The following is a 24,783-nucleotide window of genomic DNA, read 5'->3' as shown; positions in this document are numbered from 1 at the left end:
GCCTGGTTACGAGTTGAAGGACGGGTTTATGGGTTACCGGGTGGTGGTCGCTGGGGCGACGGGCAATGTCGGGCGTGAGATGATCAACATCCTCGCCGAGCGCGAGTTTCCGGCCGATGAGATTGCCGTGCTGGCGTCGTCGCGCTCGGTCGGTGACCAGATCGAATATGGTGAAACGGGCCGGATGCTGAAGGTCCAGAACATCGAGCATTTCGATCCCGCCGGCTGGGACTTCGCGCTGTTCGCCATCGGGAGCGAGGCGACCAAGGTCTATGGCCCCAAGTTCGCGTCCGCAGGCTGCACGGTGATCGACAATTCCTCGCTGTACCGCATGGATCCGGACGTGCCGCTGATCGTGCCGGAGGTGAACCCGGAGGCGATCGACGGCTATCGCGCCAGGAACATCATCGCCAATCCGAATTGCTCCACCGCGCAGATGGTGGTGGCGCTGAAGCCGCTGCATGACGTGGCAAAGATCAAGCGCGTGGTCGTGGCGACCTATCAGTCGGTTTCCGGTGCCGGCAAGCAGGGCATGGACGAACTGTTCGAGCAGAGCCGCAACATCTTCGTCGGCGATCCCGCCGTGGCGACGAAGTTCACCAAGCAGATCGCCTTCAACGTGATCCCGCACATCGACAGCTTCCTGGATGACGGCTCCACCAAGGAAGAGTGGAAGATGGTGGTGGAAACCAAGAAGATCCTCGATCCGAAGATCAAGGTCACCGCCACGTGCGTGCGCGTGCCCGTCTTCGTCGGCCATTCCGAAGCGATCAATATCGAATTCGAGAACGAGATTTCCGCCGAAGAGGCGCAGAAGATTCTCCGCGAGGCGCCCGGTGTAATGCTGGTCGATAAGCGGGAAGACGGCGGCTACGTCACGCCGGTGGAATGCGTCGGCGACTATGCCACCTTCATCAGCCGCGTGCGCGACGATTCAACGGTGGAGAATGGCCTGTCGCTATGGTGCGTCAGCGACAATCTGCGCAAGGGCGCCGCGCTCAACGCGGTTCAGATCGCCGAGCTGCTCGGCCGACGCCACTTGAAGAAGGGGGGCTGACGCTCCCCTGCGACGCGGCTCGCCGGCACTGCGGGGGTGCCCTTCACGAGAGGGCGCCCCCGTTTGCGTTGCGACGTTGCACCGGCCGGCGCCCTTACTCGCTGTGCACCACCTCGACCTTGCCCTTCGGCTTCTGCAACAGCAGCACCAGCGGCACGGCAGCGAAAGAGATCCAGCTCATCAGGTAGAAATCGTCGAGATAGGCGATCATTGCGGCTTGCTTGTTCACCATCGCGTCGGCCATCGACATGGCCGCATCCGCAAGCGAACCAAGCCCACTGAGCTGCGCCACATCGAACCCGGCGATCGCATTGCGCGTGACATGCTGCGCGAGGTCGGCATGGCTCGTCTGGATGTTACGGGCGAGCAGCACCGTCACCATCGAAATGCCGGCCGACTGGCCGATCGAGCGAAACAGGTTCAGCAGGCTCGAACCGTCCGTCCGATAGCGACCGTCGAGGGTGGCAAAGGCGAGCGCGTTCAGCGGCATGAAGACAAGCCCCATGCCAAGTCCCTGGACGAAGCCTGCCGTGATCACCGGCCAATAATCCTGCTCCAACGAAAAGCCCGCCATCTGGCGCAGCGATATGCCGAAGATCACCAGCCCCACCATGATGACGATGCGCGTGTCCACCTTGCCCATCATCTGCCCGGCCAGCCACATGGTGAAGAGCACGCCGACGCCGCGCGGGGCCATCATCATGCCGGTGTCGATCACGGGATAGCCGAACAGGTTCTGGAGCATCGGCGGGAGCAGCGCCATTGGCGCCATGGTGGAAATGCCCACCACCAGCATGAAGAGCAGCGCGGTCACCAGATTGCGGTTCTGAAACAAGGCGCGGTCGAACAGCGGCTTCTTCGCCGTGACGAAGTGAAAGACCGCGAGCCACGTGAACGCCAGCGCGATCAGCGCCTCGACGATCACTTCCCAACTGTCGAACCAATCCTCGCTTTGCCCACGATCGAGCATCAACTGAAAGGCCGCCACCGCCACGCCGAGGTAGATAAAGCCGGCGAAGTCGAAGGACCGCACCGCTTTGGGTCGGCTGGGGAGAAGGAACCACAGGATCGCAAAGGTCAGCGCACCCACCGGCACGTTGACGTAGAACACCCAGCGCCAATTGTAGCTTTCGGTCAGCCAACCGCCGAGCACCGGCCCCATGATCGGCCCGACCATCACGCCCATGCCCCAGACGCTCATCGCCTTGGCCGCGTTTTCCGGCCGGTTGATGTCCAGCATCGAGGTTTGCGACAGCGGGTTGATGAACGCCGCGAAGACCCCCTGGAAGATCCGGAAGACCACCATTTCCTCCAGGCTCGTGGCGATGCCGCAAAGCATGGAGGCGACAATGAAGCCGGCAACCGCAATGAGGAACAGGTTGCGGCTCCCCAGCCGGTCGGAGAGCCAACCGGTGGCGGGGAGGGCGATCGCGGTTGCAACGATATAGCTGGTCAGCACCCAGGTGACGGTGTCCACCGTCGCGCCAAGGCTGGTCATCATGTGCGGCAGCGCGACGTTGGCGATTGTGGTGTCAAGGATCTGCATGATCATGGCGCCCATGATCCCGATCGTCAGCAGCCCGCGATTGTTCGTTTGGAGCAGTGGCTTGCCCAGCGATGGATCATCCGCCGCCGCGCCGGATGGGATGGGCATCGCTCGGGATGCCACGTCAGCGCGCTCCGGTGTCGATACTGACGTCCGTGGAAAGGCCGGCGATCATCACGCGTGGCGGCGTGCCGTCGATGGCGATCCGCACAGGCACCCGCTGCGTCACCTTCACCCAATTGCCGTTGGCATTCTGCGCCGGGAGCACGGAGAATTCACTGCCGGTGCCCGCGCCGATCGATTGCACCCGGCCATTCACCTTCAGCCCCGGATAAGCGTCGAATTCCAGCTCGGCCGGCTGGCCCACCCGCATATGGTCGAGGTCGGTTTCCTTGAAGTTCGCCTCCACCCAGGCGCGGTCGCTCACCACGAGACTCAGCGCCGGCACGCCCGACGGTGTGATGTTGCCGACCTGCAGCCGGCTCGTCTGGCTGACAACGCCGTCGGCCGGTGCCTTCACGACGGTGCGTTCCAGGTTCATCGCCGCTTGCGCCCGCTTGGCCAACGCTACCTGAATAGCGGCGGGCTGGCCAGAGCCGCCACCGCTCCCCACCTGTTGCCGCGCGCGTGCCGCGGCCGCTTCGCCTGCGGCAATCCGCGCGCGGGCCGCGGCCACGTCCTGCACCGCGGCGTCGTAACTCGCGCGGGTGGTGAAGCCGCGCTTCATCAATGCGTCCTGCCGCTGAAACGTCGCCTGCGCGAGCGTCAGCTCGGCGCGGGCGCTCTCGATATCCGCGGCCGCGCTGCTGCTGTCGGTCGCCAGCGTAGCGACCTGCACTCGCGCTGCCGCCAGATCGGCATCCGCCTGCGCCAGCGCGATCCGATAGGGCTCCGGGTCGATGCGCAACAGCACGTCGCCGGCCTTCACCCGCTGGTTCTCCTTGACGTTCACCGCCACAATCCGTCCCGACACATCCGGGCTGACCGAGATCACATCCTGCCGGACATAGGCGTTGTCCGTCGTGATGTACCGGCCAGAGGTCAGGTAGAAATAGCCGGCGAACACCGCGATCATCAGCGGTACGCCGAACATCAGCAACGGCCGCAGCAGGCTTCCGCGCTTCTTGGATGCGCCAGCGGCGCCTTCCTCGATCAAGATCTGCTCATCGACGCCGGCTTGCGTCTTCGGATCGGCGTCAGCCATGCGCCACCCCCTTGTTTTCGGCGGAACTGAGATTGTTGCGGATCTGATCCAGCCACGCGGTCATGGTGGCGACTTGCTCGTCGGAGATGCCGAACAGCGCTTGGCTCATCAGTTCGCCCGCGGTGGCGTGAAGCTCTTCGAGCACAGGGCCCGCCTTGTCGGTAAGGAACAATTGCCAGGCACGCCGATCGCTCGGATCGCGCCGCCGCTCCACGAGTCCGCCTTCTTCCATGCGATCGACCAGCCGGCACAAGGTGATAGGCTCCACCTCCAGAAGGTCGGCCAGCGCGCCCTGGTTGATCCCCTCGTTCCGGTTGATCCCCAGCAGCGCCTTCCACTGGGCACGAGTCGCGCCATGCTGCCGTGCACGCTCGTCGAAGCGCTTGCGGAGCAGGCGCGCGGTGTCGCTCAGCAGGAACCCGAATGAGTCTGTCATGTGTCGGCATATAATAAGCACGCTTATATGTTTGAAGAGCTGCCACTCACATGGTTCTTTCGAGCGTTGCAGCGCAGACGCGTTCAAAGCGTTGTCCCTGTCGAGGAGCAGGATCATGACGGTAATGACCGGCGGCTGCCAATGCGGACGCGTGCGCTACGAAGCCGATATCGAGAGCGATGAGGCCTATCTCTGTCACTGCCGCATGTGCCAGCGCGCGACCGGCGGCGTGTCGATCGCCTTTGTAAACATTCCGGCCGAAAACCTCCGCTGGCAGGCCGAACCTGACTGGTATCAGTCATCCCCCATCGCACATCGGCCGTTTTGCGCCCGTTGCGGCACCCCGCTGGGCTTTGCCTTCCTGGAGAACGGGGAGAATGTCGACATCACCGTCGGCAGCTTTGACGATCCCAGCCGGTTCAGGCCGGTGCACCATTATGCGGTGGAGAGCATCCACGAGGCCTGGATCGACACGCGCGACTTGCCACGCGTGCGAAGCGAGGAGAATGAGAGCATCAGGCAACGCTGGATGGACGCTTGTGGCAAAACTCCCGACTGAAACGCATCACTTCGCCAGCTTCGATGGCACGCGGCTGGCCTGGCACGAGCTGGGGAAGGGGCGCCCCGTCGTGCTTCTTCATGGCTATTTCTCCGACGCGAATACCAACTGGATCCGCTACGGCCATGCCGAGGCGATCGCCGCCGAGGGGCGCCGGGTGATCATGCCCGATCTGCGTGCGCACGGGCAGAGCGACAAGCCGCACGACGCGGCGGCCTATCCACCCGATGCGCTGGCAAAGGACGGCCATGCGCTGATCGCGCACCTGGGCCTCTCGGATTACGACTTGGGGGGATATTCGCTCGGCGCGAGAACCACCGCGCGGATGCTCGCCACCGGCGCCACGCCGAAGAAGGTCGTCTTCTCCGGCATGGGGCTCGACGGGTTGACGAATTCCGAGCGGCGACAAAGCCATTTTCGGCACATCCTGACGAACCTTGGCACGCATGAGCGCGGCAGCCCGGCCTGGCTGGCAGAGGCTTTCCTGAAGACGACCGGGGGCGATCCCGTCGCATTGCTTGGCATCCTCGACACCTTCGTCTCCACCCCGGCGGAGACCGTCAGCGGCTTCGCTTGGCCGACGCTGGTGGTGAATGGCGCGGACGATGACGACAATGGCTCGGCCGCGGCGCTGGCCGCTGCGCTGCCGCACGCACGCTTGGTGGAGGTACCCGGCAACCATATGAGTTCAGTGACGAAAGCCGAGCTTGGGCAGGCGATGGCGGCCTTCCTCGCGGCTTGACCCGATCGATGCCCGCGCTCAGTGTGGCACCATAACGATACACCAGGACAGATCATGAAATTTCAACTCGTATCGCTGGCGGCGCTCGCCGCAGCGCTTGTCGTGCAACCCGCATCCGCCCAGCAGCAGGCCGCCGCTTCGGAAGCCGCGCCGACTGCCGCTCAGGCTGACGCCTTTGTTGCCGCGGCGGAAAAGGAGCTTGCCGCCTCCAGCGTGGAACTGGCCCAGATCTCTTGGGTGAATGCCACCTACATCACCGACGATACCGATGCGCTTGCTGCGAAGGCCGGTGGCCGGTTCACCGAGCGCCAGGTCCAGATGGCGATCGAGGCGGCCAAGTTCCGCAACGTTCCCGGCCTTTCCGCCGATACCGCGCGCAAGCTGTATATCCTCGCTGGTGGCGTCACCCTGCCGGCGCCCAACAAGCCGGGCGCTGCCGAGGAGCTGTCGACGCTGACAACCCGTATGTCCTCCAGCTACGGCAAGGGCCGCGGGACATTGGATGGCAAGCCGATCAACGGCTCCGACATCGAGGCGGCGATGGGCGACTCGCGCGATCCCGAAAAGCTGAAGGAAATGTGGGTAAGCTGGCACGACAATGTCGGCGCGCCGATGCGGCAGGACTATGCCGCCATGACCGCGCTGGCCAACGAAGGGGCGACCGGTCTCGGCTTCAAGGACACCGGCGCCCTGTGGCGTTCCGGCTACGACATGAAGCCAGACGAGTTTGCCGCGCTGACCGACAAGCTCTGGGGCGAAGTGGAGCCTTTGTACAAGGCGCTCCACACCTTTGTGCGCTGGAAGCTGAACGAAAAGTACGGTGACGCCGTGCAGCCGAAGACCGGCCCGATCCGCGCCGACCTGCTCGGTAATATGTGGGCGCAGGAATGGGGCAACATCTATGATGTGGTGGCGCCCGCGGGTGCCGGTGACCTCGGCTATGACATCGGGGATCTGCTCAAGGCGAAGCAATATGATCCGCTGAAGATGGTGAAGACCGGCGAGGGCTTCTATTCGTCGCTCGGTTTTGCCCCGCTCCCGGAAACCTTCTGGCAGCGTTCGCAGATCGTTAAGCCGCAGGATCGGGAAGTCATCTGTCACGCCAGCGCCTGGAATGTCGACAACGTCGACGACCTGCGCATCAAGATGTGCACCAAGGTGAATTCGGACGATTTCGTCACCATCCATCACGAGCTTGGCCACAATTACTATCAGCGCGCCTATAACCAGCAGCCGCTGCTTTATATGAACGGAGCAAACGACGGCTTCCACGAAGCGATCGGCGATTTCGTCGCTCTGTCGATCACGCCGGATTATCTGGTGAAGATCAATCTGCTGGATCCGGCCAAGGTGCCCGCCGCTGACAAGGACATTGGTCTCCTGCTGCGTCAGGCGATGGACAAGGTAGCGTTCCTCCCGTTCGGCCTGCTGGTCGACAAGTGGCGGTGGCAGGTGTTCTCGGGCGAGATCCCCGCGGGCCAGATGCAGGCGGGCTGGGACAAGCTTCGGCTGCAGTACCAGGGCATCGTGCCCCCGGTCGCTCGGGATGAGACGAAGTTCGATCCGGGCGCCAAATATCACGTGCCCGCGGCAGTGCCCTACACCCGGTACTTCCTGGCGCGGCTGCTGCAGTTCCAATTCTATGAGGCCGCCTGCCGTCAGGTCGGCTGGAAGGGCCCGCTTCACCGCTGCTCCTTCTACGGCAACAAGGAAGTGGGTGCGAAGCTCGACGCGATGCTGAAGATGGGCCAGTCCAAGCCCTGGCCGGACGCACTCCAGGCGTTCACCGGCACGCGCCAGATGTCCGGCAAGTCGATGGTCGCGTACTTCGCGCCGCTGAAGAAGTGGCTGGATCAGCAGAATAAGGGCAAGCCGAGCGGCTGGTAATCCTACCCGCTAAGGAGGCACCGCTCCGGTTCATGGAGCGGTGCCTCGCGAGGCTGCTGACGTTCGAATCTCGCAACAACTGAAAACTGCCGACAGTCGGTGCGGATGAATCCAGCCTTATTCCGGGATAGTGTTTTCGTCCGCGATCCCGGCCTGGAATGATTTGGTCGCGTCTTGCCCGTCCGGCATATGGGCATGTCCGTCCTGACTGGGCGGCGGGGTGGGCGACTTGCTGTCCTTCGACGCCGCCGCTTCCTTCGCCGGGGCAGCCTTATCCTCGGTCGCCTTCTTCGGCGTGGAGCCGCGCAGCGTTAGCAGCGCTGCGGTTGCAGCAGCGCCAACTGCTGCCAGCCCACCCGCAATCGCTGCCTTGCTCTTCCAGGCCGGCTGCTTCTCGGCTTCTGCCGGCGTCTCGACCTTGGGCTTTGCCGGCCGCTTGGGCGCCGGCGTGGCGCGCTTCGTCGAGCGCGGCTTGGGCGGCGCCGGCGCCTTGCGGGCAGCGGCGGCAGGCTTGGCCGCGCTTTCGCTCGCTTCGCCCGCTGGCTTCCGCTTCGGCTTAGGCGCTGGCTTGTCGGCGGCTGACTTGGCCGGCGTGGTCTTGCGTGGCGCCCGGCGCGCGGGCGGCTTGGGCGCGGCGGCGGGCGGCGTTTCTTCGTTGTCGGCCATGGTCAGCTCCCCTTTATTCGCGTGGATGGGGAGCTAACGCAGTGACCCGAACAAACGTTTCCTCCGCGCAACGTCGCTTAACGGAACGGCGGCTCGTTGAAGGCGCGCAGCTTGCGGCTGTGCAGCTTCTGCCCGTCGCGGCGCAACTCCTCGCAGGTCTCGATGCCGATCCGCATATGCTCCGAAATCGCCCGCTCGTAGAAGCGGTTGGCCTGGCCGGGCAGCTTCAGTTCGCCGTGCAGCGGCTTGTCGGAGACGCACAGCAGCGTGCCGTAGGGGACGCGGAAGCGGAAGCCCTGCGCCGCGATCGTCGCCGATTCCATGTCGATGCCGACAGCACGGCTCAGCGAAAAACGGAGCGCGGAACGGCTGTAGCGAAGCTCCCAGTTGCGATCGTCAGTGGTGACGATCGTCCCGGTCCGCAGCCGCCGCTTCAGCTCTTCGCCAGACTGCCCCGACACCGTCTCGGCCGCGCGCGCCAGCGCCTGCTGCACCTCGGCGATCGCCGGCACCGGGATCTCGGGCGGCAGCATGTCGTCGAGCACATGGTCGTCGCGCAGATAGGCGTGCGCGAGCACATAGTCGCCGATCCGCTGCGATGGCCGCAGCCCGCCGCAATGGCCGATCATCATCCATGCGTCGGGGCGAGTCACCGCCAGATGGTCGGTAATCGTCTTGGCGTTCGACGGGCCCACCCCGATGTTGACGAGCGTGATGCCCGAGCGATCCGGCGCGACAAGGTGATAGGCGGGCATTTGCAGCCGCCGCCACGCCGTATCGTCAAGGATCGCCGGATCATCGCCCGGCCGGAACATGACGCCGCCCGGCCCGGCCAGCGCGGTGAAGCGGCTGCCCTCGCTGACCTGCGCCGCACCGAAGCGGACGAATTCGTCGACATAGCGGTGATAATTGGTGAACAGCACGTAGCGCTGGACATGCTCCGGCGCCGTGCCGGTATAGTGCCGCAGCCGCGCGAGGCTGAAATCGGTGCGCAGCCCGTCGAAGAGCGCGAGCGGGCGCGTGCCGTCGATCGACGCCCACAGGCCGTCGGCGATCTCGTCACCGATATGGGCAAGCTCCGTCGCCGGGAAGTGGCGTGCCAGCTCGGCGGCGGAAACCTCGTCCAGGCTCAGCGCGTGGCCGGCGTCGAGCACATAAGGGAAGGGGATTTCGGTCGCGCCCGGCACGGCTTCCACCGTGACGTCATAATCTTCGATCAGCAGGGTGAGCTGTTCTTCGAGGTAATCCGCGAAGAGCGCGGGCTTGGTGACCGAAATGCGGTATTCGCCCGCGGTAACGAGCCGGCCGAACGATCGCAGCGGCGCCGGCCGGCTATCGCCGCCCCGGAAGCTAAGGCGGATTTCGGGATACGCGAACGAACCGTCGCGGCGTGCTTCCGACGACGGGGGCACCCCTTGCGTGAGGTATAGGTCAAGGGCGGCCTGGAGGCGCGCCACAGCGCCGGTGTAGAGCCGGTCTAGCTCCGCTACGATCTCTTGTGCAGTCATCGCGGATGGTTACGCCGCGGCGGTGACAGTGGCAAGACGGCAGTCCCACGTCCGGCGCCGGACCCCGGATCAATGCCCGGCTCGGTCCCCGGCCTGATGGCTGCGCCCGATCAGCGGGCGCGAGATCAGTGCCGGGAACCGGTGCCCGTCCGATCAGTGCTTGGTCTTGCCCGTGCCCTGATCGGTGCTGCTGTTGCTCATCCGCGTCGCGGCGTAAGCGGCGCCGCCGATTGCGGCGATTGCGCCAGCGACAATGCCGGCCGCGGCATACGGGCGGCTCTTTGCCGCATCGACCGTGGCGGACGTGGCCGAACTCACGCGCGCCTGCGCGCCGTGCGCGGCATCGCGCGCGCGGTCGGCAAGCGTTTCGCTGTTCTGTTCGGCGTTGGATTGGGCGGCGTTGGCCATGACGATACTCCTCTCGTAACCGTCACGCACCAACGCTCACCGTCAGCGAGGGTTTCCGTTCAAAGGCTGCCGAGCAGATGATCGGCGGAGCTTACCTTGAATTCACCGGGCGCCTCGACGTTGAGCTGCTCGACGACCCCGTCGTTCACCACCATCGAATAGCGCTGGCTGCGCTTGCCCATGCCGAACTTGGAGCCATCCATCGACAGGCCCAGCGCTTCGGCGAAATCACCATTGCCGTCTGCCAGCATGGTGACATCGCTCGCATTCGCGGACTTGGACCAGGCGCCAAGCACGAACGGATCGTTCACCGACGTGCATGCAACCTCGTCGATCCCCTTGGCCTTCAGCTCCGCGCCCTTTTCAACAAAGCCCGGCAAGTGCTTGGCCGAGCAAGTCGGCGTGAAGGCACCCGGCACAGCGAACAGCGCGACGCGGCGACCCGCGAAATATTCTTCCGAATCGACCGCCTCCGGCCCGTTCTCGGTCGCCTTGACCAGGGTTGCCTTGGGCAGTCTGTCGCCGACGCTGATCGCCATATTGTGTCTCCGAAGCCACGCCTGATGCGGCCGTCGCTACCTCGCAGGCACAGGTGCCGTTTTCAAGCGTGACGATCCGGGATCGCTCGGCTTAGAAGTAAGGCATGGAGACAGCGAACTTTCTCACCGGCCAGTTCCTCCTTGCCATGCCGGGAATCGGCGATCCCCGCTTCGAACAGGCGGTGATCGCGGTCTGCGCTCATGATCAGAAAGGGGCCTTGGGGATCGGCATCGGCGCGATGATCGCCGGGCTCGGGCTCCACGACGTGCTTCAACAGGTGAAGATCGATCCCGGCGATACGCCGAACGTCCCCATCCATTTCGGCGGTCCCATGGAGACGCGCCGCGGCTTCGTGCTCCACTCCTGTGACTGGGGCGGGCAGGACACGATCGTCGTGGCGGGCAAATGGTCACTGTCGGGGACGATCGACGTGCTGCGCGCCATCGCCGAGGGGAGGGGGCCATCCCGCTGGCTCGTCGCGCTCGGCTACGCCGGGTGGGGTGCCGGGCAGCTCGACGAGGAGATGACGCGGCATGGCTGGCTCAACGTCGATGACGATGAAGCCATGTTGTTCGGCACCGACACGGCCGAGCGGTGGACTCGCGGCTTCAACGCCGCCGGTATCGATCCCCGCTTGCTGGGCAGCGAAAGCGGTCGCGCCTGAGAGCGCCTGATCGCCCCGCGGGCAGGCGGGCGGTAACTGCAAGTCGGTTGGTCATTCTCACGCAAGTAGCGGGCAGTAAACGAAAGCGCTCGCCCACCCGGCAACGTCACTGAACGCGCGGGCCTAACTGCTGCCGCCGACGGCAGACACCGCGGGCTCCGCACCCTCGTTGGCTCCCAAAGCGCGTACGGCGCGATCGTAGGCGATCTCCACGTCTCGCTGATCCAGCGGCTCCGCCACGTCCCGACGTGCGGCTGAATGGGCAAGAAGCGCATGACGCTGAAACGCTTCGCGTTGCTCCGCCGTTCGCGCATGTTCCCCGAGGTCTTCCAGCGCCTTCAGCAAGTGGATCAGGATCGCCGGTTTGGCCGATCCCGCCTGGCGGATCTGGTTGAACGCGGCATCGACCGCGCCTGCATAAGTGGTCACGTTCCGGACCAGGCGGGTCGTTCCCGCGCTGTCCTCCAGTGTGGCGGGCGGCAGCCGCCGTGTCGCGAGCCGCGCCAGGCCGCCGCGCAGCCGGTCGATCACCGCCATCGCCGTGAACGGGTCGTTGATTCCGGGCGAAAGCGCACGAACCGCCACCTCAACCAGCTGGCGAATGGCGAATTCCAGGTCCTGGGTCGGCGTCCGGTGTGGTCCACTCGCGATGAACCGGCCGATGGCCTTGCGCGCGCGCTCGGGATCAGGCGGCGGCGGGATCACTTCCACCTTGTGGTCGCCCTCCACCACGAAGTCCCCCGGGCGAAAGTTCAATCGCACGACCGCGTCGTTCCGCTCGGCCCATTGCAGGATCTTGGTGAACTCAACCGACTGGACATAGCCTTCGCGGGGAAGGCGGATCTTCGTTCCCGCTGGGCGCGCATCCGTCGTCGCCTCCGCTGTCGGACTGTCCACGTCCGGCGCCAGCGGCAGCTCGCCGATCGCGGAATCGAACTCTCGCCGCGCGCGTCGGACGACCTCACCGGCGGTGATCAGGCTCGCCACATTCTGCATGAACGCGAGCAGCGCCAGCACGGAGACAAGGGCAAGCAGCGTTCCGAGCGCAACCGCAACTTCCGGCACGCCCGAGGCTGGCGCCTCACCCCGCAAGGTGCGCAGGACCAGCAGGAGGTACACGATCGTCATCACGAACATGCCGAGCACGATTTGCGTCCGACGATCGGAGCGGAAAATCCGGATCAGCCGCGATCCGAAGGTGTTCGCCGCTAGCGAAAGCGCCACCACGGTGACGGAAAAGGCGAGGCTGGCCATCGTGACCACCGCGGTCAGCAATGTGGATATCAGATTGCGGGCATCATCGCCGCTGCCGCTGCTGATCCAATGTGCCCAGCGACGCCCCTCTGCCCAGCCGAGCGATAGTTCGAGTGCAGCGACGGCCATGGCGATGCCGGCCACGAACATGATGGCCGGCAGGATCCACAAGCTGGTGCGCACCGCATCCCAACCTGCACGCAGCCAGTTCAGAATTGCGCCACCCATGTGTATTGAACGCAGCAGGCGCCGGAATGTTCGTGACCGCGGCGGCTAGGCGACAATCTCCAGCCGTGATCGGATCCGATCAGCGCCACTTAGTCATGCGTGATCGCAGGTGTTGCTTGATCGCGCCGCTCAGGGCCTCAGGTGCGCGTCCAGTTGAAACAGCCACTTGGAAGGCCGCTACCACTGACGAGCAGCGCGCCGCGGCGATAGAATAGCAGCCTCTCGCTTTGCGGCACATCGACAACCATGACCGCCAGCTTCCGGTCGGCCCACATCAGCCGTCCTCCATTCGCCCTAACGGCATTCATGGCGTCTGCGGGGCTGACCCACGGCGCGAAAACGAGCGTGGTGAACCGTTGCTCGTCGGACGGTTGGAGCGACCATGCGGCCATGCCGATGGTTGAGAGTGTCGCCAGCACGGCGGTGGCCGTTGCGCCATACCGACCGCCGCCGGCGCGGGGCTTTCGCAGGAGCAACCATCCCACGAGGAGCGGAGCCAGTCCGAAAGCCGTGAACCAGATCAGGTCCCACAGCAGCGGGTTGGGGCTGTCGAGCCTGACGCGGTGGATGCCCAGGACCCAATGCGAGAGCACGCTATCGACGATGTGCCAGAGGCCGAAGCCGATGAGTATCGCGCCCAGCAGTCCGCGCCCACGGCGGTCTTCGGCGTGTCCGCGCGCCAGCCAGAGCCCCCACAGTCCTATGGCCGCGATCCCATACATTAGCGCGTGAAAGTAGCCGTCCCAGACCACTTGGGCGCGGATGGTATCCACGCCGGGCACCAGGCTGAGGAGATGATGCCATTGCAGGATCTGGTGGAGAAGGATGCCGTCGAAGAACCCGCCCAGCGCAAAGCCAAGCACGGCGCCCCACCTGATCCACGTGCGATCCGCCATCACTCACCTCCGCGCGCTCAACGAACCGGCGCCGCCGCCGCTCCAAGAGGAGGATCAATTCGCGCTTTCACGCGGCTCGGCCGAGGATGGCCGCCTGCGACGGACCTCGGCCACATGCCGACCGTAGGCTCCGCCGGACACATCCTGTCCTACATGGCGCCGCCCGGATAAACTCACGGCCATGCCCGGCCAGACGCTCCTCACCCCAAAGCCGACACCTTTTGAAAAACCCCTCCTGTGGGTCAACTTTGTCAACATTCGCCGCTCTTCGACGCGGCGCACCGCTTCATCCGGACTGAGCCGTACCGCCCGTAGCAGACGCGAAACGCGCTCGCATGGCACATATAAAGATATCTTTATATTTGTATTCAGCGCCGCTCGCCGCTATGTGCCCGCCCATGCCGGTCGGTGAATCCCGCCTTGGCCGGCGTCACAATTCCTGGAGACCCGTTGTGGCCACCGTTCTCGATCGCCCCACCACTGATTACGTCATCAAGGACATCGGTCTTGCCGATTTCGGCCGCGCCGAAATCAACATCGCCGAGACCGAAATGCCCGGCCTGATGGCGCTTCGTGAGGAATATGGCGCGTCGCAGCCGCTGAAGGGTGCGCGCATCACCGGCTCGCTGCACATGACGATCCAGACCGCCGTGCTGATCGAGACGCTGACCGCGCTCGGTGCCGACGTGCGCTGGGCGACGTGCAACATCTTCTCCACGCAGGACCATGCTGCCGCCGCGATCGCCGCAGCGGGCATCCCAGTGTTTGCGGTCAAGGGCGAGAGCCTGGCCGATTACTGGGACTATGTCGGCTCGATCTTCGACTGGGATGATGGCAACGGCCAGACCGCCAACATCATCCTCGACGACGGTGGTGACGCTACCATGTTTGCGCTGTGGGGCGCGAAGCTGGAGGCAGGCGCCTCGTTCGGCGAGCCGGAGAATGCCGAGGAAGTCGAATTCCAGCGCGCATTGAAGGCGTTCATCGCCAAGAAGCCGGGCTATCTCACCGAGACGGTCAAGAACCTGAAGGGCGTCTCGGAAGAGACCACCACGGGCGTCCACCGCCTGTACGAGATCGCGAAGAAGGGCGAGCTGCCGTTCCCGGCGATCAACGTCAACGACTCGGTCACCAAGTCGAAGTTCGACAACCTCTACGGCTGCAAGGAGTCGCTGGTCGACGCGATCCGCCGCGCGACCGACGTGATGCTCGCCGGCAAGGTCGCCTGCGTCGCCGGCTTTGGTGACGTCGGCAAGGGCTCGGCACAGTCGCTCCGCAACGGCGGCGCGCGCGTCATGGTGACCGAAGTCGATCCGATCTGCGCGCTTCAGGCGGCGATGGAAGGCTTTGAGGTCGTGACGATGGATGAGGCCGTGCAGCGCGCCGACATCTTTGTCACCGCGACGGGCAACGCCGACGTGATCACGGCCGATCACATGAAGGCGATGAAGCCCATGTCGATCGTCTGCAACATCGGCCACTTCGACAGCGAGATCCAGATCGCCGCCCTCGACAATTACGAGTGGACGGAAGTGAAGCCGGGCACGGACCTGGTGAAGTTCCCGGACGGCAAGCAGATCATCATCCTGGCGAAGGGCCGCCTGGTGAACCTGGGCTGCGCCACCGGTCACCCCTCGTTTGTGATGAGCGCCTCGTTCACCAACCAGACGCTCGCGCAGATCGAACTGTGGACCAAGTCCGAGAACTACAAGAACGAAGTGTACGTCCTGCCCAAGCACCTCGACGAAAAGGTCGCGGCGCTGCACCTCGAGAAGCTCGGCGTGAAGCTGTCGAAGCTGACGCCAAAGCAGGCCGGCTACATCGGCGTGCCTGTCGAAGGCCCGTTCAAGCCGGATCACTACCGCTACTAAGGCGCTGATTTTCATGAAAGCGGTCGCCGCTCTAACAAGCGGCGGCCGCTTTCGTTCTCGGTCGGTGTTGCACGCGAGCAACATCTGAGGAGGTTATAAGGTTAACGGTATGACAGGCTTGCATCCCTAACGCGATCCGACGAGTTGAGCGCCCCGGATGAGAGCGCCTGGCAAGGGTGCCCCAGCAAAAAGGGCCTGATCATGAACACCTTACGCCATACCCTTCTGGCATCATCACTCCTTGGCGGCATCGCTGCCATTCCAGCTGCAGCGCAAGTCGAGCCTACCGTACAGAGCCAGTCGGCCGAAGCGCCGACGGCAGATGCTGTTGCCACGGTGAATGATGATGCTCGCGGCGACGCGGATATCGTGGTCACGGGATCGCGCATCGCGCGCCCTGAAATCGATGCTCCGACGCCGGTTACTTCCTTCTCTGCCGTCACGCTCCAGCAGTCCGGGCGCGTCAACGTGACTGACTTTCTGGCGCAGAATCCGGCGCTGCTGGGGTCGTCGACGAGCGGCGCTCAGGCTGGCTCGAACGCGACCTTCGGTGGAACCGGTACGAACCTTCTCAACCTGCGCAATCTTGGCGCTGACCGTACGCTCGTGCTGGTTGATGGGCGCCGCCACGTGGCTGGCCTGCCCGGCTCGGCGTCGGTGGATATCAACACCATTCCAGTTGATCTGATCGATCGTATCGACGTCACGACCGGCGGTGCGTCGGCGATTTACGGTGCGGATGGGGTGTCCGGCGTCGTCAACTTCGTACTCAGGCGCAATTTTGAAGGGCTGCTCGCGCGGGCGCAGACAGGCATTTCGGACGAGGGCGATGCGGGCAATCGTTACCTGTCGATCACGGCAGGCCAGAACTTCGCAGGAGGGCGCGGCAACGTCGCATTGTCTTACGAATTTCGAGATGATGATAGGCTGAGCAGCTTCCGCCGTTATCGAACGGGCAATCCGCTCGGGCTGTTCGGTCTGGTGCGCGATCCGAACGATTTCCCCGACGATCCTGCGCGGCCTGATCGTGTGCTGATCAATGACGTGCGCTATGCCGACAGTTCACCGGGCGGGGCAGTCGATCTTGATGGCGACGGGATCCCGGATTTCACCGGCAGCGGAAAGGTGTACGACCGCGGCCGACTTCTTCCGGGATCCAACGGGCTGGTGCAGGGCGGCGACAGCACGCCGCAGGCCGGATATCAAGGCGATCTTCAACCAAAAAACCGCATTCACAATTTCAACCTGCTCACCAGTTATGAGGTGTCGCCGGCACTGCGCTTGTTCGCGCAGGGCAAGCACACGAATACCAAGAGCTTCAGCGTGTCCCAGCCGAGCTTCGACTTCGGCACTTACCTCGCGCCGGACAACGCCTTCCTGATTGATCGGTTCGGCGGCGCGGCCGCAGCGAGTGGCGCGTACGTGACGCGCGACAATTTCGATCTGGGCGTCCGCGGTGAGTCAAACAAGCGTGAGACATATCGTGCGGTTGTCGGCGCCGACGGCCGAATTGGCGATCATGCGCGGTACGAGCTGTCATACGTTTATGGTCGTACCGACAGCCGGTTCCTGAGCACAAATTATCGCATCGCAGACCGCTACTTCGCGGCACTCGACGCGGTGCGTGATCCTGCGTCGGGACAGATCGTCTGCCGGTCAAACCTGAACCCGGCGGCAAACATTGATTCAAACAATTTTGACGGGCCTGCGACCACCTTCACGCCTGGTGCAGGCGGCGGGTGTCAGCCGTTGAACATTCTTGGTGAAAACGTGGCAAGTGCCGCGGCGCTGAACTTCATCAACGCCGACCTCACCAATACCTATCGCGTGCAGCAACACGTTGCCTCCGGGTCTATCTCGGGTGACTTCGGCCAGTTCTTCGAGCTGCCGGGCGGACCGGTGGATTTCGCGATCGGTGGCGAATACCGGAAGGAAATCAGCTCGTTCGTATCGGACCCGCTGTCCCAGCAGGGTGCACTTGCTGATCTGGCGCAGATCCTTCCGGAACGCGGCAGCTTTGACGTAAAGGAGGCTTTCGGCGAATTGCGCGTCCCCGTCCTTCGCGACCTGCCGTTCGCTGAAACGCTGGAACTCAATGCCGCCATCCGCCTCTCGGACTATTCGACGGTTGGAAACACCACGACTTGGCAAGTCAGCGGCGTTTATGCGCCGGTCCGCGACATCCGCTTCCGCGGCGGGTATTCGGAGGCTGTACGTGCGCCAAACGTGACAGAGTTGTTCGCTCCCCAAAACGGCGCATTCGCATTCATCGACGATCCCTGCGACCCGGAGAACCTGCCGGAGGGCACGCAATATCGCGTGGCGAATTGCCGGGCAGCGCTGACGGCGGCCGGTTTGTCGCCGGCGCAGATTGCCTCCTTCAATCCGGTCAGTGACCCGCAGGCCACCGCCAGCTTGCCCGGCCGGAGCGGTGGCAATAATGCGCTGCGCCAGGAGACCGCGAAGACATGGACCGCCGGTGTTGTTTTCCAGCCCCGCTTCGTTCCAGGTTTGCAGATCACCGCCGACTGGTTCAACATCAAGTTGAAAGACGCGATCAACACGCCCGAGGTGCAGCAGCTTGTCGACCTGTGCGTTGATCAGCCTACGCTCGACAACATCTACTGCTCCAATGTGACCCGTTCGGGAACTACGGGATACGTCTCCGACTATTTCGTTGGCCCGCAGAACGTCGCGGAGTTCCGTACGCAGGGTCTGGACGTCACGGCCAATTACCGGCTGGATGCTGGAGGGGTAGGGATCTTCAACTTCAAGCTAGTCGGCAATTACCTCGATCGGCTCGACTTCGTTCCGACACCCGGCGCCGAGCGCGAGAATGAGCTAATGCGGGCAAGCGTCACCCGCCTTGCGCCCAAGTATAGCGGTACCTTTGATCTTACCTGGACGAAGGATGCAGTAACGCTGAACTATGGTCTGAACTATTTCAGTAAGCTGCGCCGCTATACCGAGGATCAGGTTTCAGCGAACCCTGATATCGCAGAGCCGAAGTACATATTCTATCGCGAGCGGTGGGAGCACGACCTTCAGGCCTCGATCGCCGCTGGTGAAAAGTTTAACTTCTACCTGGGCGTGAATAACCTGACCAACAAGGTTGGTGACGTGGCGAGCATTCGCTATCCATACTCACCAATCGGCCGGTACTTCTACGCTGGCGCACGGATCGCGCTGGATTCGATCTTCTGATCGCGTCCTTTAGCTAGAGGCGAAAAGAAGGGCGAGAACGACGTGTCGTTCTCGCCCTTCTTTGTTTCACCAGGTCAACGGAACTGAGGTCAGCCGGCTGCTTGCTTCATGACCCGTTGACCTTCGGCTTCGACGATCGCGTCCTTCACCGCCGCGAGATAGCCCGCGACGTCACCCGCGCTGGACGGCACGGCCTGGCGTAAGGTGATAAAGCCGTGGATGTTGCCCACTGCCTCGCGGAAGGTAACCGGAACTCCAGCCAGAATGAGGGCAGCAGCGTAGGCGCGGCCCTGATCGCGAATGGGATCCAGGCTGGCGGTGATGATCACTGCAGGCGGCAGTCCGACCAGGTTGCCGATCATGGGCGAGCCGCGAAAGTCGGTGAAATCGGCTTGGTAGTGCTCTGCGAACCATATCATCGTCTCGCGGGTCAGCAGGTAGCCGTCTGCGAAATCGTTGAACGAAGGATATTCCTTGTTCATGTCCGCAGCCGGATACATCGGCGCCTGTACGATAACGGGCACCGCGGCCGGATCGTCCCGTAGGCTCATGGCGGTTGTGATCGTCAGCGTGCCGCCGGCACTGTCGCCGGACAGGATCAGGCCAGTAGCCGTGCGCCCGAGTTCGGCCGGGCTCGACGCGACCCACCGCGCCGCGGCTTCGCAGTCGATCGGAGCGGCCGGCCAGCGGTGCTCTGGTGCCAAGCGGTAATCCACGGACACGACCGGCAGATCGAGCTGGCGCGACATTTCGGCGGTGAAGCTAGAGTGCGTATCGACATTGCCGATAACGAACCCGCCGCCGTGGAAGAATACGACCACAGGCCCCGGCTCACGCGAGGCGCGCGCATCAAACAGACGGGCAGGTATGTCACCCCCCGGTCCGGGGATCGTCAGGTCCTTGACCGTTGCCAGTTCTCCCAAGGGCGGGTCGGCTACGTCCTTCATTGCCAGATACATCTGGCGCGCTGCTTCTGCCGTGCCTTCGTGCGTTTTCGGCCCAGGCGTGCTGTTGAGGAAATCCAGAAAGCCGCGAACGTCCGGCCGCACGAAAGGACCTTGGCTCTGCGGCGGAGCATCGTCTTGCGCGTCACGGATCAACGTATCTGTCATTTCGCTCTCCTCAGGTTCGCTTTTGCTACCTATCTTGGCGCAGATGATCGCTGTCGTCCATCACCCCGATTACGTCGCGGAGGCGCCTAGGCGGAGCAATTATCGTTGGGGCAAGAACGGGGCGATCCGAGATTTCCTGATTGAGGAAGGGGACAACATCGGTTGGCATGAGCCCAAGCAAGCGCCGCGCGCATGGCTGGAGGCGGCTCACGATCCGGTCTATGTCGCGGAGGTGCTGGACGCCCGTGTGCCGCCCGAAAAGGAACGGCGGATCGGCTTCCCGGTTACTGCCACTGTCGCGCGCCGGGCGCAGGTGGTGCCAGCGGGCACCTATCTTGCCGCGAAGCTGGCATTAGGGTGTGGCTTTGCGGCGAACACTGCAGGGGGAAGCCATCATGCGCTGGCGGAAACGGGCGCGGGCTATTGCGTGTTCAACGACCTTGCCATCGCCGCGCTGCAACTCGCACGAGAGGGGCGCCGCGTGCTGATTGTCGACGTGGATGTTCATCAGGGCGACGGCACGGCGGCGCTTACGGCCGGTCACACCGATATCGCCACTTACTCGATCCACGCAGAGAAGAACTTTCCGGCGCGCAAGGCGCGGTCGACGGTTGATGTGTCGCTGCCGGACGGGGCTGATGACGCTATCTATCTCGACGCGCTTGGATCAACGCTGCCGCCGTTGCTGGAGCAGTTCGCACCTGATCTGATCCTGTATCAAGGCGGTGTCGACCCGTTCGGTGGCGATCGCCTTGGCCGGCTGTCCTTGACGGAGGACGGGTTGGCGCGACGCGACTTGCTGGTGGCGGAGCTTGCGGTTCGGCGGGGGGTGCCGATGGCGAGCACGGTGGGAGGCGGGTATGGCGATGATGTGCTCGCGATAGCGCGGCGGCATGTTGACGTGATCCTGCGGCTGGGGCGAGCGTATCGCGAAGGTTGGAAGCGCTGGAACCCAGCTGACACCGGCGGCGTAGTGGCGCGATGACCACTATCGTCTGGTTTCGCCAGGATCTCCGCCTCCAGGATCAGCCGGCCCTTCTTGCCGCAGCGGCGGCAGGAGCTGTTATTCCTGTCTATGTGCTTGATGATGAAGGCCCGGGTGAGTGGCGGATCGGCGGCGCGCAGCGCTGGTGGCTGCACCATAGCCTGGCCGCGCTCGATGCATCGTTGCGGGAGATAGGCAGCCAACTGATCCTGCGGCGTGGGCCGGCGGCGGCGACCTTGCTCGCGCTGGCGGAGGAAGTGGGCGCTGACGGGATCCATGCCGTCCGCCACTACGAGCCGTGGTGGCGAGCGTCGGAGACAGCACTTGGCGCGCGATTATGCCTGCACGACGGCGGCCACTTACGGCCGCCAGAAAGCATTACCACGGCAAGTGGCGGCCAGTTCCGGATGTTTTCGGCCTTTCTGCGCACCTTGTCGGCCACGTTGCCGCCGGACCCTCCTGTTGATGCGCCCGCCAGCGTCATGGCGCCTGACCAATGGCCCGCCAGCGATCGCCTGGCCGACTGGAAGTTGCTCCCGGTCCGGCCCAATTGGGCGAGGGGCTTTGACGTCTGGACGCCGGGTGAGGGCGGTGCGCACGCGGCACTTGATGAGTTCGCAGATACGCTCCGCAACTATGCCGAGGGGCGGAACCTGCCGTCCGTCGAAGGAACGTCACGACTTTCGCCGCATCTCCATCATGGTGAGATTTCGCCCCGGCAGGTGTGGCATGCGCTGCCGAGCGAGGGCGAGGGTGCGGCATCGTTCCGGCGAGAGCTGGCATGGCGGGACTTCACCGCCGGGCTCATTCTGGGCCTGCCGAACTACGCGCGGGAGAACGGCCGCGCGCAGTTTGACAGGTTAGCGTGGCGCAGTGCGCCGGCTGACCTGAAGGCGTGGCAACAAGGGCGCACCGGCTACCCCATCGTGGACGCGGGGATGCGGCAGATGTGGGCGAGCGGCTGGATGCATAACCGGGTGCGCATGATCACCGCGAGCTTCCTGGTGAAGCATTTGCTGATCGATTGGCGCGAAGGCGAGCGATGGTTCTGGGACACGTTGGTGGACGCGGATTACGGCAACAATGCCGTGAACTGGCAATGGGTGGCCGGCACCGGGATCGACGCGAACATGTTCGGGCGGATCATGGCGCCGCTGAGCCAATCGGCAAAGTTCGACGCCGCGGACTACATCCGTCGCTGGGTGCCGGAACTGCGCAACGTGCCTGACGCTGCGATCCATGATCCCGAGGAGGCCGGTTGTCGTCCGGCGGCCTATCCGCCCAAGATCATCGGCCACCGCGAAGCGCGCGAACGGGCGCTGGCGGCCGGGCGGCAGGTGCGCTGACCTCTTCCGCGATCGCGCGTGGCGGTGCATGAGCGCGCGATGCACGGGAAGGTCGAACTGGCGAAACCACGCAGCCGATGGGCACGCAGCATTGCGCCGCTTTATCATCATATCCTCGACCGGATCGATGCCGGACTGGAGCAGGGCGCCATCGAGGCGATCTTGCCCGACGATACGCGCCGCCTGCTCGGTGGCAGAGGGCCTGGTCCGATCGCGCATGTAACGGTGGTGCGGTGGCGGGCGCTTCGCCGGCTGGTGACTGGCGGCTCCACCGGCTGGTACGAGGCGTGGGCCGATGACGATTGGACCAGCCCCGATCTGGTCCCAATTTTTGACCTGTTCATGCGCAACCGGCAAACGCTGGGCAACGTGGCGCGGGCCAAGCGCGGCGCACGTGTGACGGCGCGGCTGGTCCACGCGCTGCGCCACAATGATCGGCGCAATGCGCGGCGCAACATCGCGGCGCATTATGATCTCGGCAACGACTTCTACGAGGCATGGCTCGATCCGACGCTGACCTATTCCAGCGCCCTGTTCGCGAACGGTGATACGTTGGAAGCGGCGCAGCACCGCAAGCTTGGCGCCATTCTCGATCGGGTGAACGTGCCCGCCGGGGGAACATTGCTGGAGATCGGATGCGGCTGGGGCTCGCTGGCCGAGGCTGCTGGACGGCGCGGCATCAAGGTGCGCGCGATCACCCTTGCCGCGGAGCAGCAGCGCCATGTTGCGGCGCGAACGCGCGACTTGCCAGTGGCGGTGTCATTGACCGACTATCGCGACGTCCAAGGCAGCTACGACGGCATCGCCTCCATCGAGATGGTGGAGGCGGTCGGTGAGCGTTACTGGAATGACTATCTGGCCGCCGTCGCCCGTGCGCTGAAGCCCGGCGGTCGCGCCGCGATCCAATTCATCAAGATCGCGGAAGACGTGTGGCCCTCCTATTCCAGCAACGTCGATTTCATCCAGGCGTGTGTCTTCCCGGGCGGCATGTTGATTCACGAGCCGCGCTTTCGCGCGATGGCCGAAGCGAACGGTCTGGCGTGGCGGGACCGCCATGCATTCGGCGAGGATTATGCCGAGACGTTGCGGCAGTGGCGCGTGCGCTTCGATGCGGCCGTGGCCGAGGGCCGCCTGCCGGCGCGGTTCGATCGCCGCTTCATTGACTTGTGGCGCTTCTACCTGATGTATTGCGAGGGCGGGTTTCGCGGCGGCGGCATCGACGTCGTGCAGATCACGCTGGTGAAGGAGGGGGCATGAGGCGGAGAGCCTTTGGTGCGGTGCTTGGCGCCATTCTGCTGAGTGGCTGCGGCGTAACGGAGCAGACAAGCGCGGCGCCTGCCGCGAATGGAGCGAGTCCTGCTGGTCCGCGCGCCAACGCGACCGCGATCACTGCGGGCGTGCCGATCACCGACGCGAACCGGGACAAATTGCAGCAGGTCGGCGCGGCGGTCCTGTTCTGGTCGCAGGAGCAGCGTGACCAGAACTTCCCGCACATGGAAGCGTCGTTCCCCGTCCATGTCGTCAAGGCCGGCGGCAGGGTGCGGCCGCTTCCTGATGGCGCCCCGCTGGCGGTGCCCGCCGCCGCGGTGGACGCTTATATCAAGAGCCAGAACGTTGCCGGGCTGATCGTCTTGCAGGATGGCAAGGTTCGCCTGGAGCGTTACGCCCGCGGCCTGACGCGGGATGGGCGATGGACCAGCTTCTCGGTCGCGAAATCCTTCACCTCGACGCTGGTCGGTGCGGCGATCCGCGACGGCTTCATCGGCTCCGTCGAGGAACCGGTGACCAAATACATCCCCGACCTCGCCGGCAGCGCCTATGATGGCGTGACCATCGCACAGCTGCTGACGATGACGTCGGGCGTGAAGTGGAACGAGGATTATACCGATCCGCAATCCGACGTGGCGCGGATGCTGTCCGGGCCAGTGCCGCCCGGCATGGATCCGACCGTCGCCTATATGCGCACCTTGCCGCGCGAGGCGAAGCCCGGCGCCAAATGGGTGTACAAGACCGGCGAGACGAACCTGATCGGTGTGCTGGTCGGCAATGCCGTGAAGAAGCCGCTGGCCAATTATCTGAGCGAAACAGTGTGGCGTCGCTACGGCATGGAGCGCGACGCATTCTGGATGGTCGACGCCAGCGGACGGGAGGTGGCGGGTTGCTGTTTGTCGGTGTCGCTGCGCGATTATGCGCGCATGGGGCAGCTGGCGATGGAAGGCGGCGAAGGCATCGTTCCGCCCGGCTGGTTCGCGCAAGCCACGCGTGCCCGTGCGCCGATCGGCCGGCCGGGCTTTGGCTATGGCTATCAATGGTGGACCTACCCCGGCGCGCGTTTCGGCGGGCAGGGTATTTTCGGGCAAAGCATCACCGTGGACCCGGCGAGCCGAACGGTGATCGCCATGGTTTCCGCGTGGCCGAAGGCGACCGGCACCGATCTGTCAGTGGCGCGGATGGCGTTCCTGGAGAAGCTGTTCGCGGCGGCGCGGGCGCAGTAGGTCCCGGCTGCGCCGTTGCTGCATGGGCCAATGCATCGCCCCATGCAAAGACTGCGGGCGAGATGCTGAGGCAATGGTGATTGCGGCTGCGGCTGCGGCGATCGCTCCACCGCTAGACTGCACTTTGGCAGGGGTCGCGGATCAGGATGAGCGATGACGGTGTCGGCGGCGCGGC

General features: G+C 64.3%; 21 protein-coding genes. 11 read left to right on the top strand and 10 right to left on the bottom strand.

Annotated elements, in window-relative coordinates:
* Positions 1-28: 28 nt before the first annotated feature.
* Complete coding sequence (locus tag SPMU_RS06710; protein WP_088332955.1) at positions 29-1,057, top strand: aspartate-semialdehyde dehydrogenase; 1,029 nt, start codon at positions 29-31, stop codon at positions 1,055-1,057.
* Positions 1,058-1,151: 94 nt separating this feature from the next.
* Here SPMU_RS06710 and SPMU_RS06705 read toward each other — a convergent pair whose 3' ends face one another.
* From SPMU_RS06705 to SPMU_RS06695, 3 genes are read right to left on the bottom strand one after another with little or no spacing between them, the layout of a single operon-like run.
* Positions 1,152-2,711, bottom strand: a complete 1,560-nt coding sequence (locus SPMU_RS06705) for a DHA2 family efflux MFS transporter permease subunit (RefSeq protein WP_088332954.1) — start codon at positions 2,709-2,711, stop codon at positions 1,152-1,154.
* Between the two features lie 16 nt (positions 2,712-2,727).
* Complete coding sequence (locus tag SPMU_RS06700) at positions 2,728-3,807, bottom strand: HlyD family secretion protein (RefSeq protein ID WP_088332953.1); 1,080 nt, start codon at positions 3,805-3,807, stop codon at positions 2,728-2,730.
* Positions 3,800-4,243 (bottom strand): MarR family winged helix-turn-helix transcriptional regulator, encoded by a 444-nt coding sequence (locus SPMU_RS06695; RefSeq protein ID WP_088332952.1) that lies wholly within the window; start codon positions 4,241-4,243, stop codon positions 3,800-3,802. Before SPMU_RS06695 ends, SPMU_RS06700 begins: the two co-directional genes overlap by 8 nt.
* A gap of 112 nt (positions 4,244-4,355) precedes the next feature.
* On the opposite strand from SPMU_RS06695, the gene SPMU_RS06690 reads away from it, so the two are divergent.
* The 3 genes from SPMU_RS06690 to SPMU_RS06680 are packed head-to-tail and all read left to right on the top strand — an operon-like array spanning position 4,356 to position 7,431.
* A complete protein-coding gene (locus SPMU_RS06690) occupies positions 4,356-4,802 on the top strand; it encodes a GFA family protein (protein ID WP_088333230.1) in 447 nt (148 codons plus the stop codon).
* A complete protein-coding gene (locus SPMU_RS06685; RefSeq protein ID WP_169715644.1) occupies positions 4,783-5,544 on the top strand; it encodes an alpha/beta fold hydrolase in 762 nt (253 codons plus the stop codon). The genes SPMU_RS06690 and SPMU_RS06685 overlap by 20 nt, the downstream gene beginning before the upstream one ends.
* A gap of 54 nt (positions 5,545-5,598) precedes the next feature.
* On the top strand, positions 5,599-7,431 hold the full coding sequence (locus SPMU_RS06680; RefSeq protein ID WP_088332950.1) for a M2 family metallopeptidase: 1,833 nt from the start codon (positions 5,599-5,601) through the stop codon (positions 7,429-7,431).
* 117 nt (positions 7,432-7,548) lie between these two features.
* On the opposite strand, the gene SPMU_RS06675 is transcribed toward SPMU_RS06680, so the two are convergent.
* The 4 genes from SPMU_RS06675 to SPMU_RS06660 form a co-directional block, all read right to left on the bottom strand.
* On the bottom strand, positions 7,549-8,097 hold the full coding sequence (locus SPMU_RS06675) for a hypothetical protein (protein WP_088332949.1): 549 nt from the start codon (positions 8,095-8,097) through the stop codon (positions 7,549-7,551).
* Between the two features lie 77 nt (positions 8,098-8,174).
* A complete protein-coding gene (locus SPMU_RS06670) occupies positions 8,175-9,605 on the bottom strand; it encodes an AMP nucleosidase (RefSeq protein WP_088332948.1) in 1,431 nt (476 codons plus the stop codon).
* A gap of 153 nt (positions 9,606-9,758) precedes the next feature.
* On the bottom strand, positions 9,759-10,013 hold the full coding sequence (locus tag SPMU_RS06665; protein ID WP_088332947.1) for a hypothetical protein: 255 nt from the start codon (positions 10,011-10,013) through the stop codon (positions 9,759-9,761).
* A 59-nt stretch (positions 10,014-10,072) separates the two neighbouring features.
* On the bottom strand, positions 10,073-10,552 hold the full coding sequence (locus SPMU_RS06660; RefSeq protein WP_088332946.1) for a peroxiredoxin: 480 nt from the start codon (positions 10,550-10,552) through the stop codon (positions 10,073-10,075).
* 104 nt (positions 10,553-10,656) lie between these two features.
* Here SPMU_RS06660 and SPMU_RS06655 point away from each other — a divergent pair, with 104 nt between their 5' ends.
* Entirely contained in the window at positions 10,657-11,217 is a 561-nt protein-coding gene (locus SPMU_RS06655; protein ID WP_088332945.1) for a YqgE/AlgH family protein, read from the top strand.
* A 123-nt stretch (positions 11,218-11,340) separates the two neighbouring features.
* Here the strand turns inward: SPMU_RS06655 and SPMU_RS06650 are convergent, their stop codons facing one another.
* Positions 11,341-12,699, bottom strand: a complete 1,359-nt coding sequence (locus SPMU_RS06650) for a DUF2254 domain-containing protein (RefSeq protein WP_088332944.1) — start codon at positions 12,697-12,699, stop codon at positions 11,341-11,343.
* Positions 12,700-12,836: 137 nt separating this feature from the next.
* Entirely contained in the window at positions 12,837-13,595 is a 759-nt protein-coding gene (locus tag SPMU_RS06645; RefSeq protein WP_088332943.1) for a DUF2243 domain-containing protein, read from the bottom strand.
* Between the two features lie 452 nt (positions 13,596-14,047).
* Between SPMU_RS06645 and ahcY the strand changes: the two genes are divergently transcribed.
* Positions 14,048-15,466, top strand: a complete 1,419-nt coding sequence (ahcY, locus tag SPMU_RS06640) for an adenosylhomocysteinase (protein ID WP_088332942.1) — start codon at positions 14,048-14,050, stop codon at positions 15,464-15,466.
* Between the two features lie 201 nt (positions 15,467-15,667).
* Entirely contained in the window at positions 15,668-18,670 is a 3,003-nt protein-coding gene (locus SPMU_RS06635; RefSeq protein ID WP_088333229.1) for a TonB-dependent receptor plug domain-containing protein, read from the top strand.
* 89 nt (positions 18,671-18,759) lie between these two features.
* Here the strand turns inward: SPMU_RS06635 and SPMU_RS06630 are convergent, their stop codons facing one another.
* Positions 18,760-19,782, bottom strand: coding sequence for an alpha/beta hydrolase (locus SPMU_RS06630; RefSeq protein ID WP_088332941.1), 1,023 nt, complete (start codon positions 19,780-19,782; stop codon positions 18,760-18,762).
* Between the two features lie 43 nt (positions 19,783-19,825).
* On the opposite strand from SPMU_RS06630, the gene SPMU_RS06625 reads away from it, so the two are divergent.
* From SPMU_RS06625 to SPMU_RS06610, 4 genes are read left to right on the top strand one after another with little or no spacing between them, the layout of a single operon-like run.
* Positions 19,826-20,767, top strand: coding sequence for a histone deacetylase family protein (locus SPMU_RS06625; RefSeq protein WP_088333228.1), 942 nt, complete (start codon positions 19,826-19,828; stop codon positions 20,765-20,767).
* Complete coding sequence (locus SPMU_RS06620; RefSeq protein ID WP_088332940.1) at positions 20,764-22,113, top strand: cryptochrome/photolyase family protein; 1,350 nt, start codon at positions 20,764-20,766, stop codon at positions 22,111-22,113. Before SPMU_RS06625 ends, SPMU_RS06620 begins: the two co-directional genes overlap by 4 nt.
* A 39-nt stretch (positions 22,114-22,152) precedes the next feature.
* Complete coding sequence (locus tag SPMU_RS06615) at positions 22,153-23,370, top strand: SAM-dependent methyltransferase (RefSeq protein WP_088333227.1); 1,218 nt, start codon at positions 22,153-22,155, stop codon at positions 23,368-23,370.
* Positions 23,367-24,608, top strand: a complete 1,242-nt coding sequence (locus tag SPMU_RS06610; RefSeq protein WP_088332939.1) for a serine hydrolase domain-containing protein — start codon at positions 23,367-23,369, stop codon at positions 24,606-24,608. The genes SPMU_RS06615 and SPMU_RS06610 overlap by 4 nt, the downstream gene beginning before the upstream one ends.
* The last annotated feature ends 175 nt before the right edge of the window (positions 24,609-24,783 follow it).

The sequence above is a fragment of the Sphingomonas mucosissima genome (genome assembly GCF_002197665.1).
Taxonomy (GTDB): Bacteria; Pseudomonadota; Alphaproteobacteria; order Sphingomonadales; family Sphingomonadaceae; genus Sphingomonas; species Sphingomonas mucosissima.
This window is presented reverse-complemented; position numbering and strand designations above follow the sequence as displayed.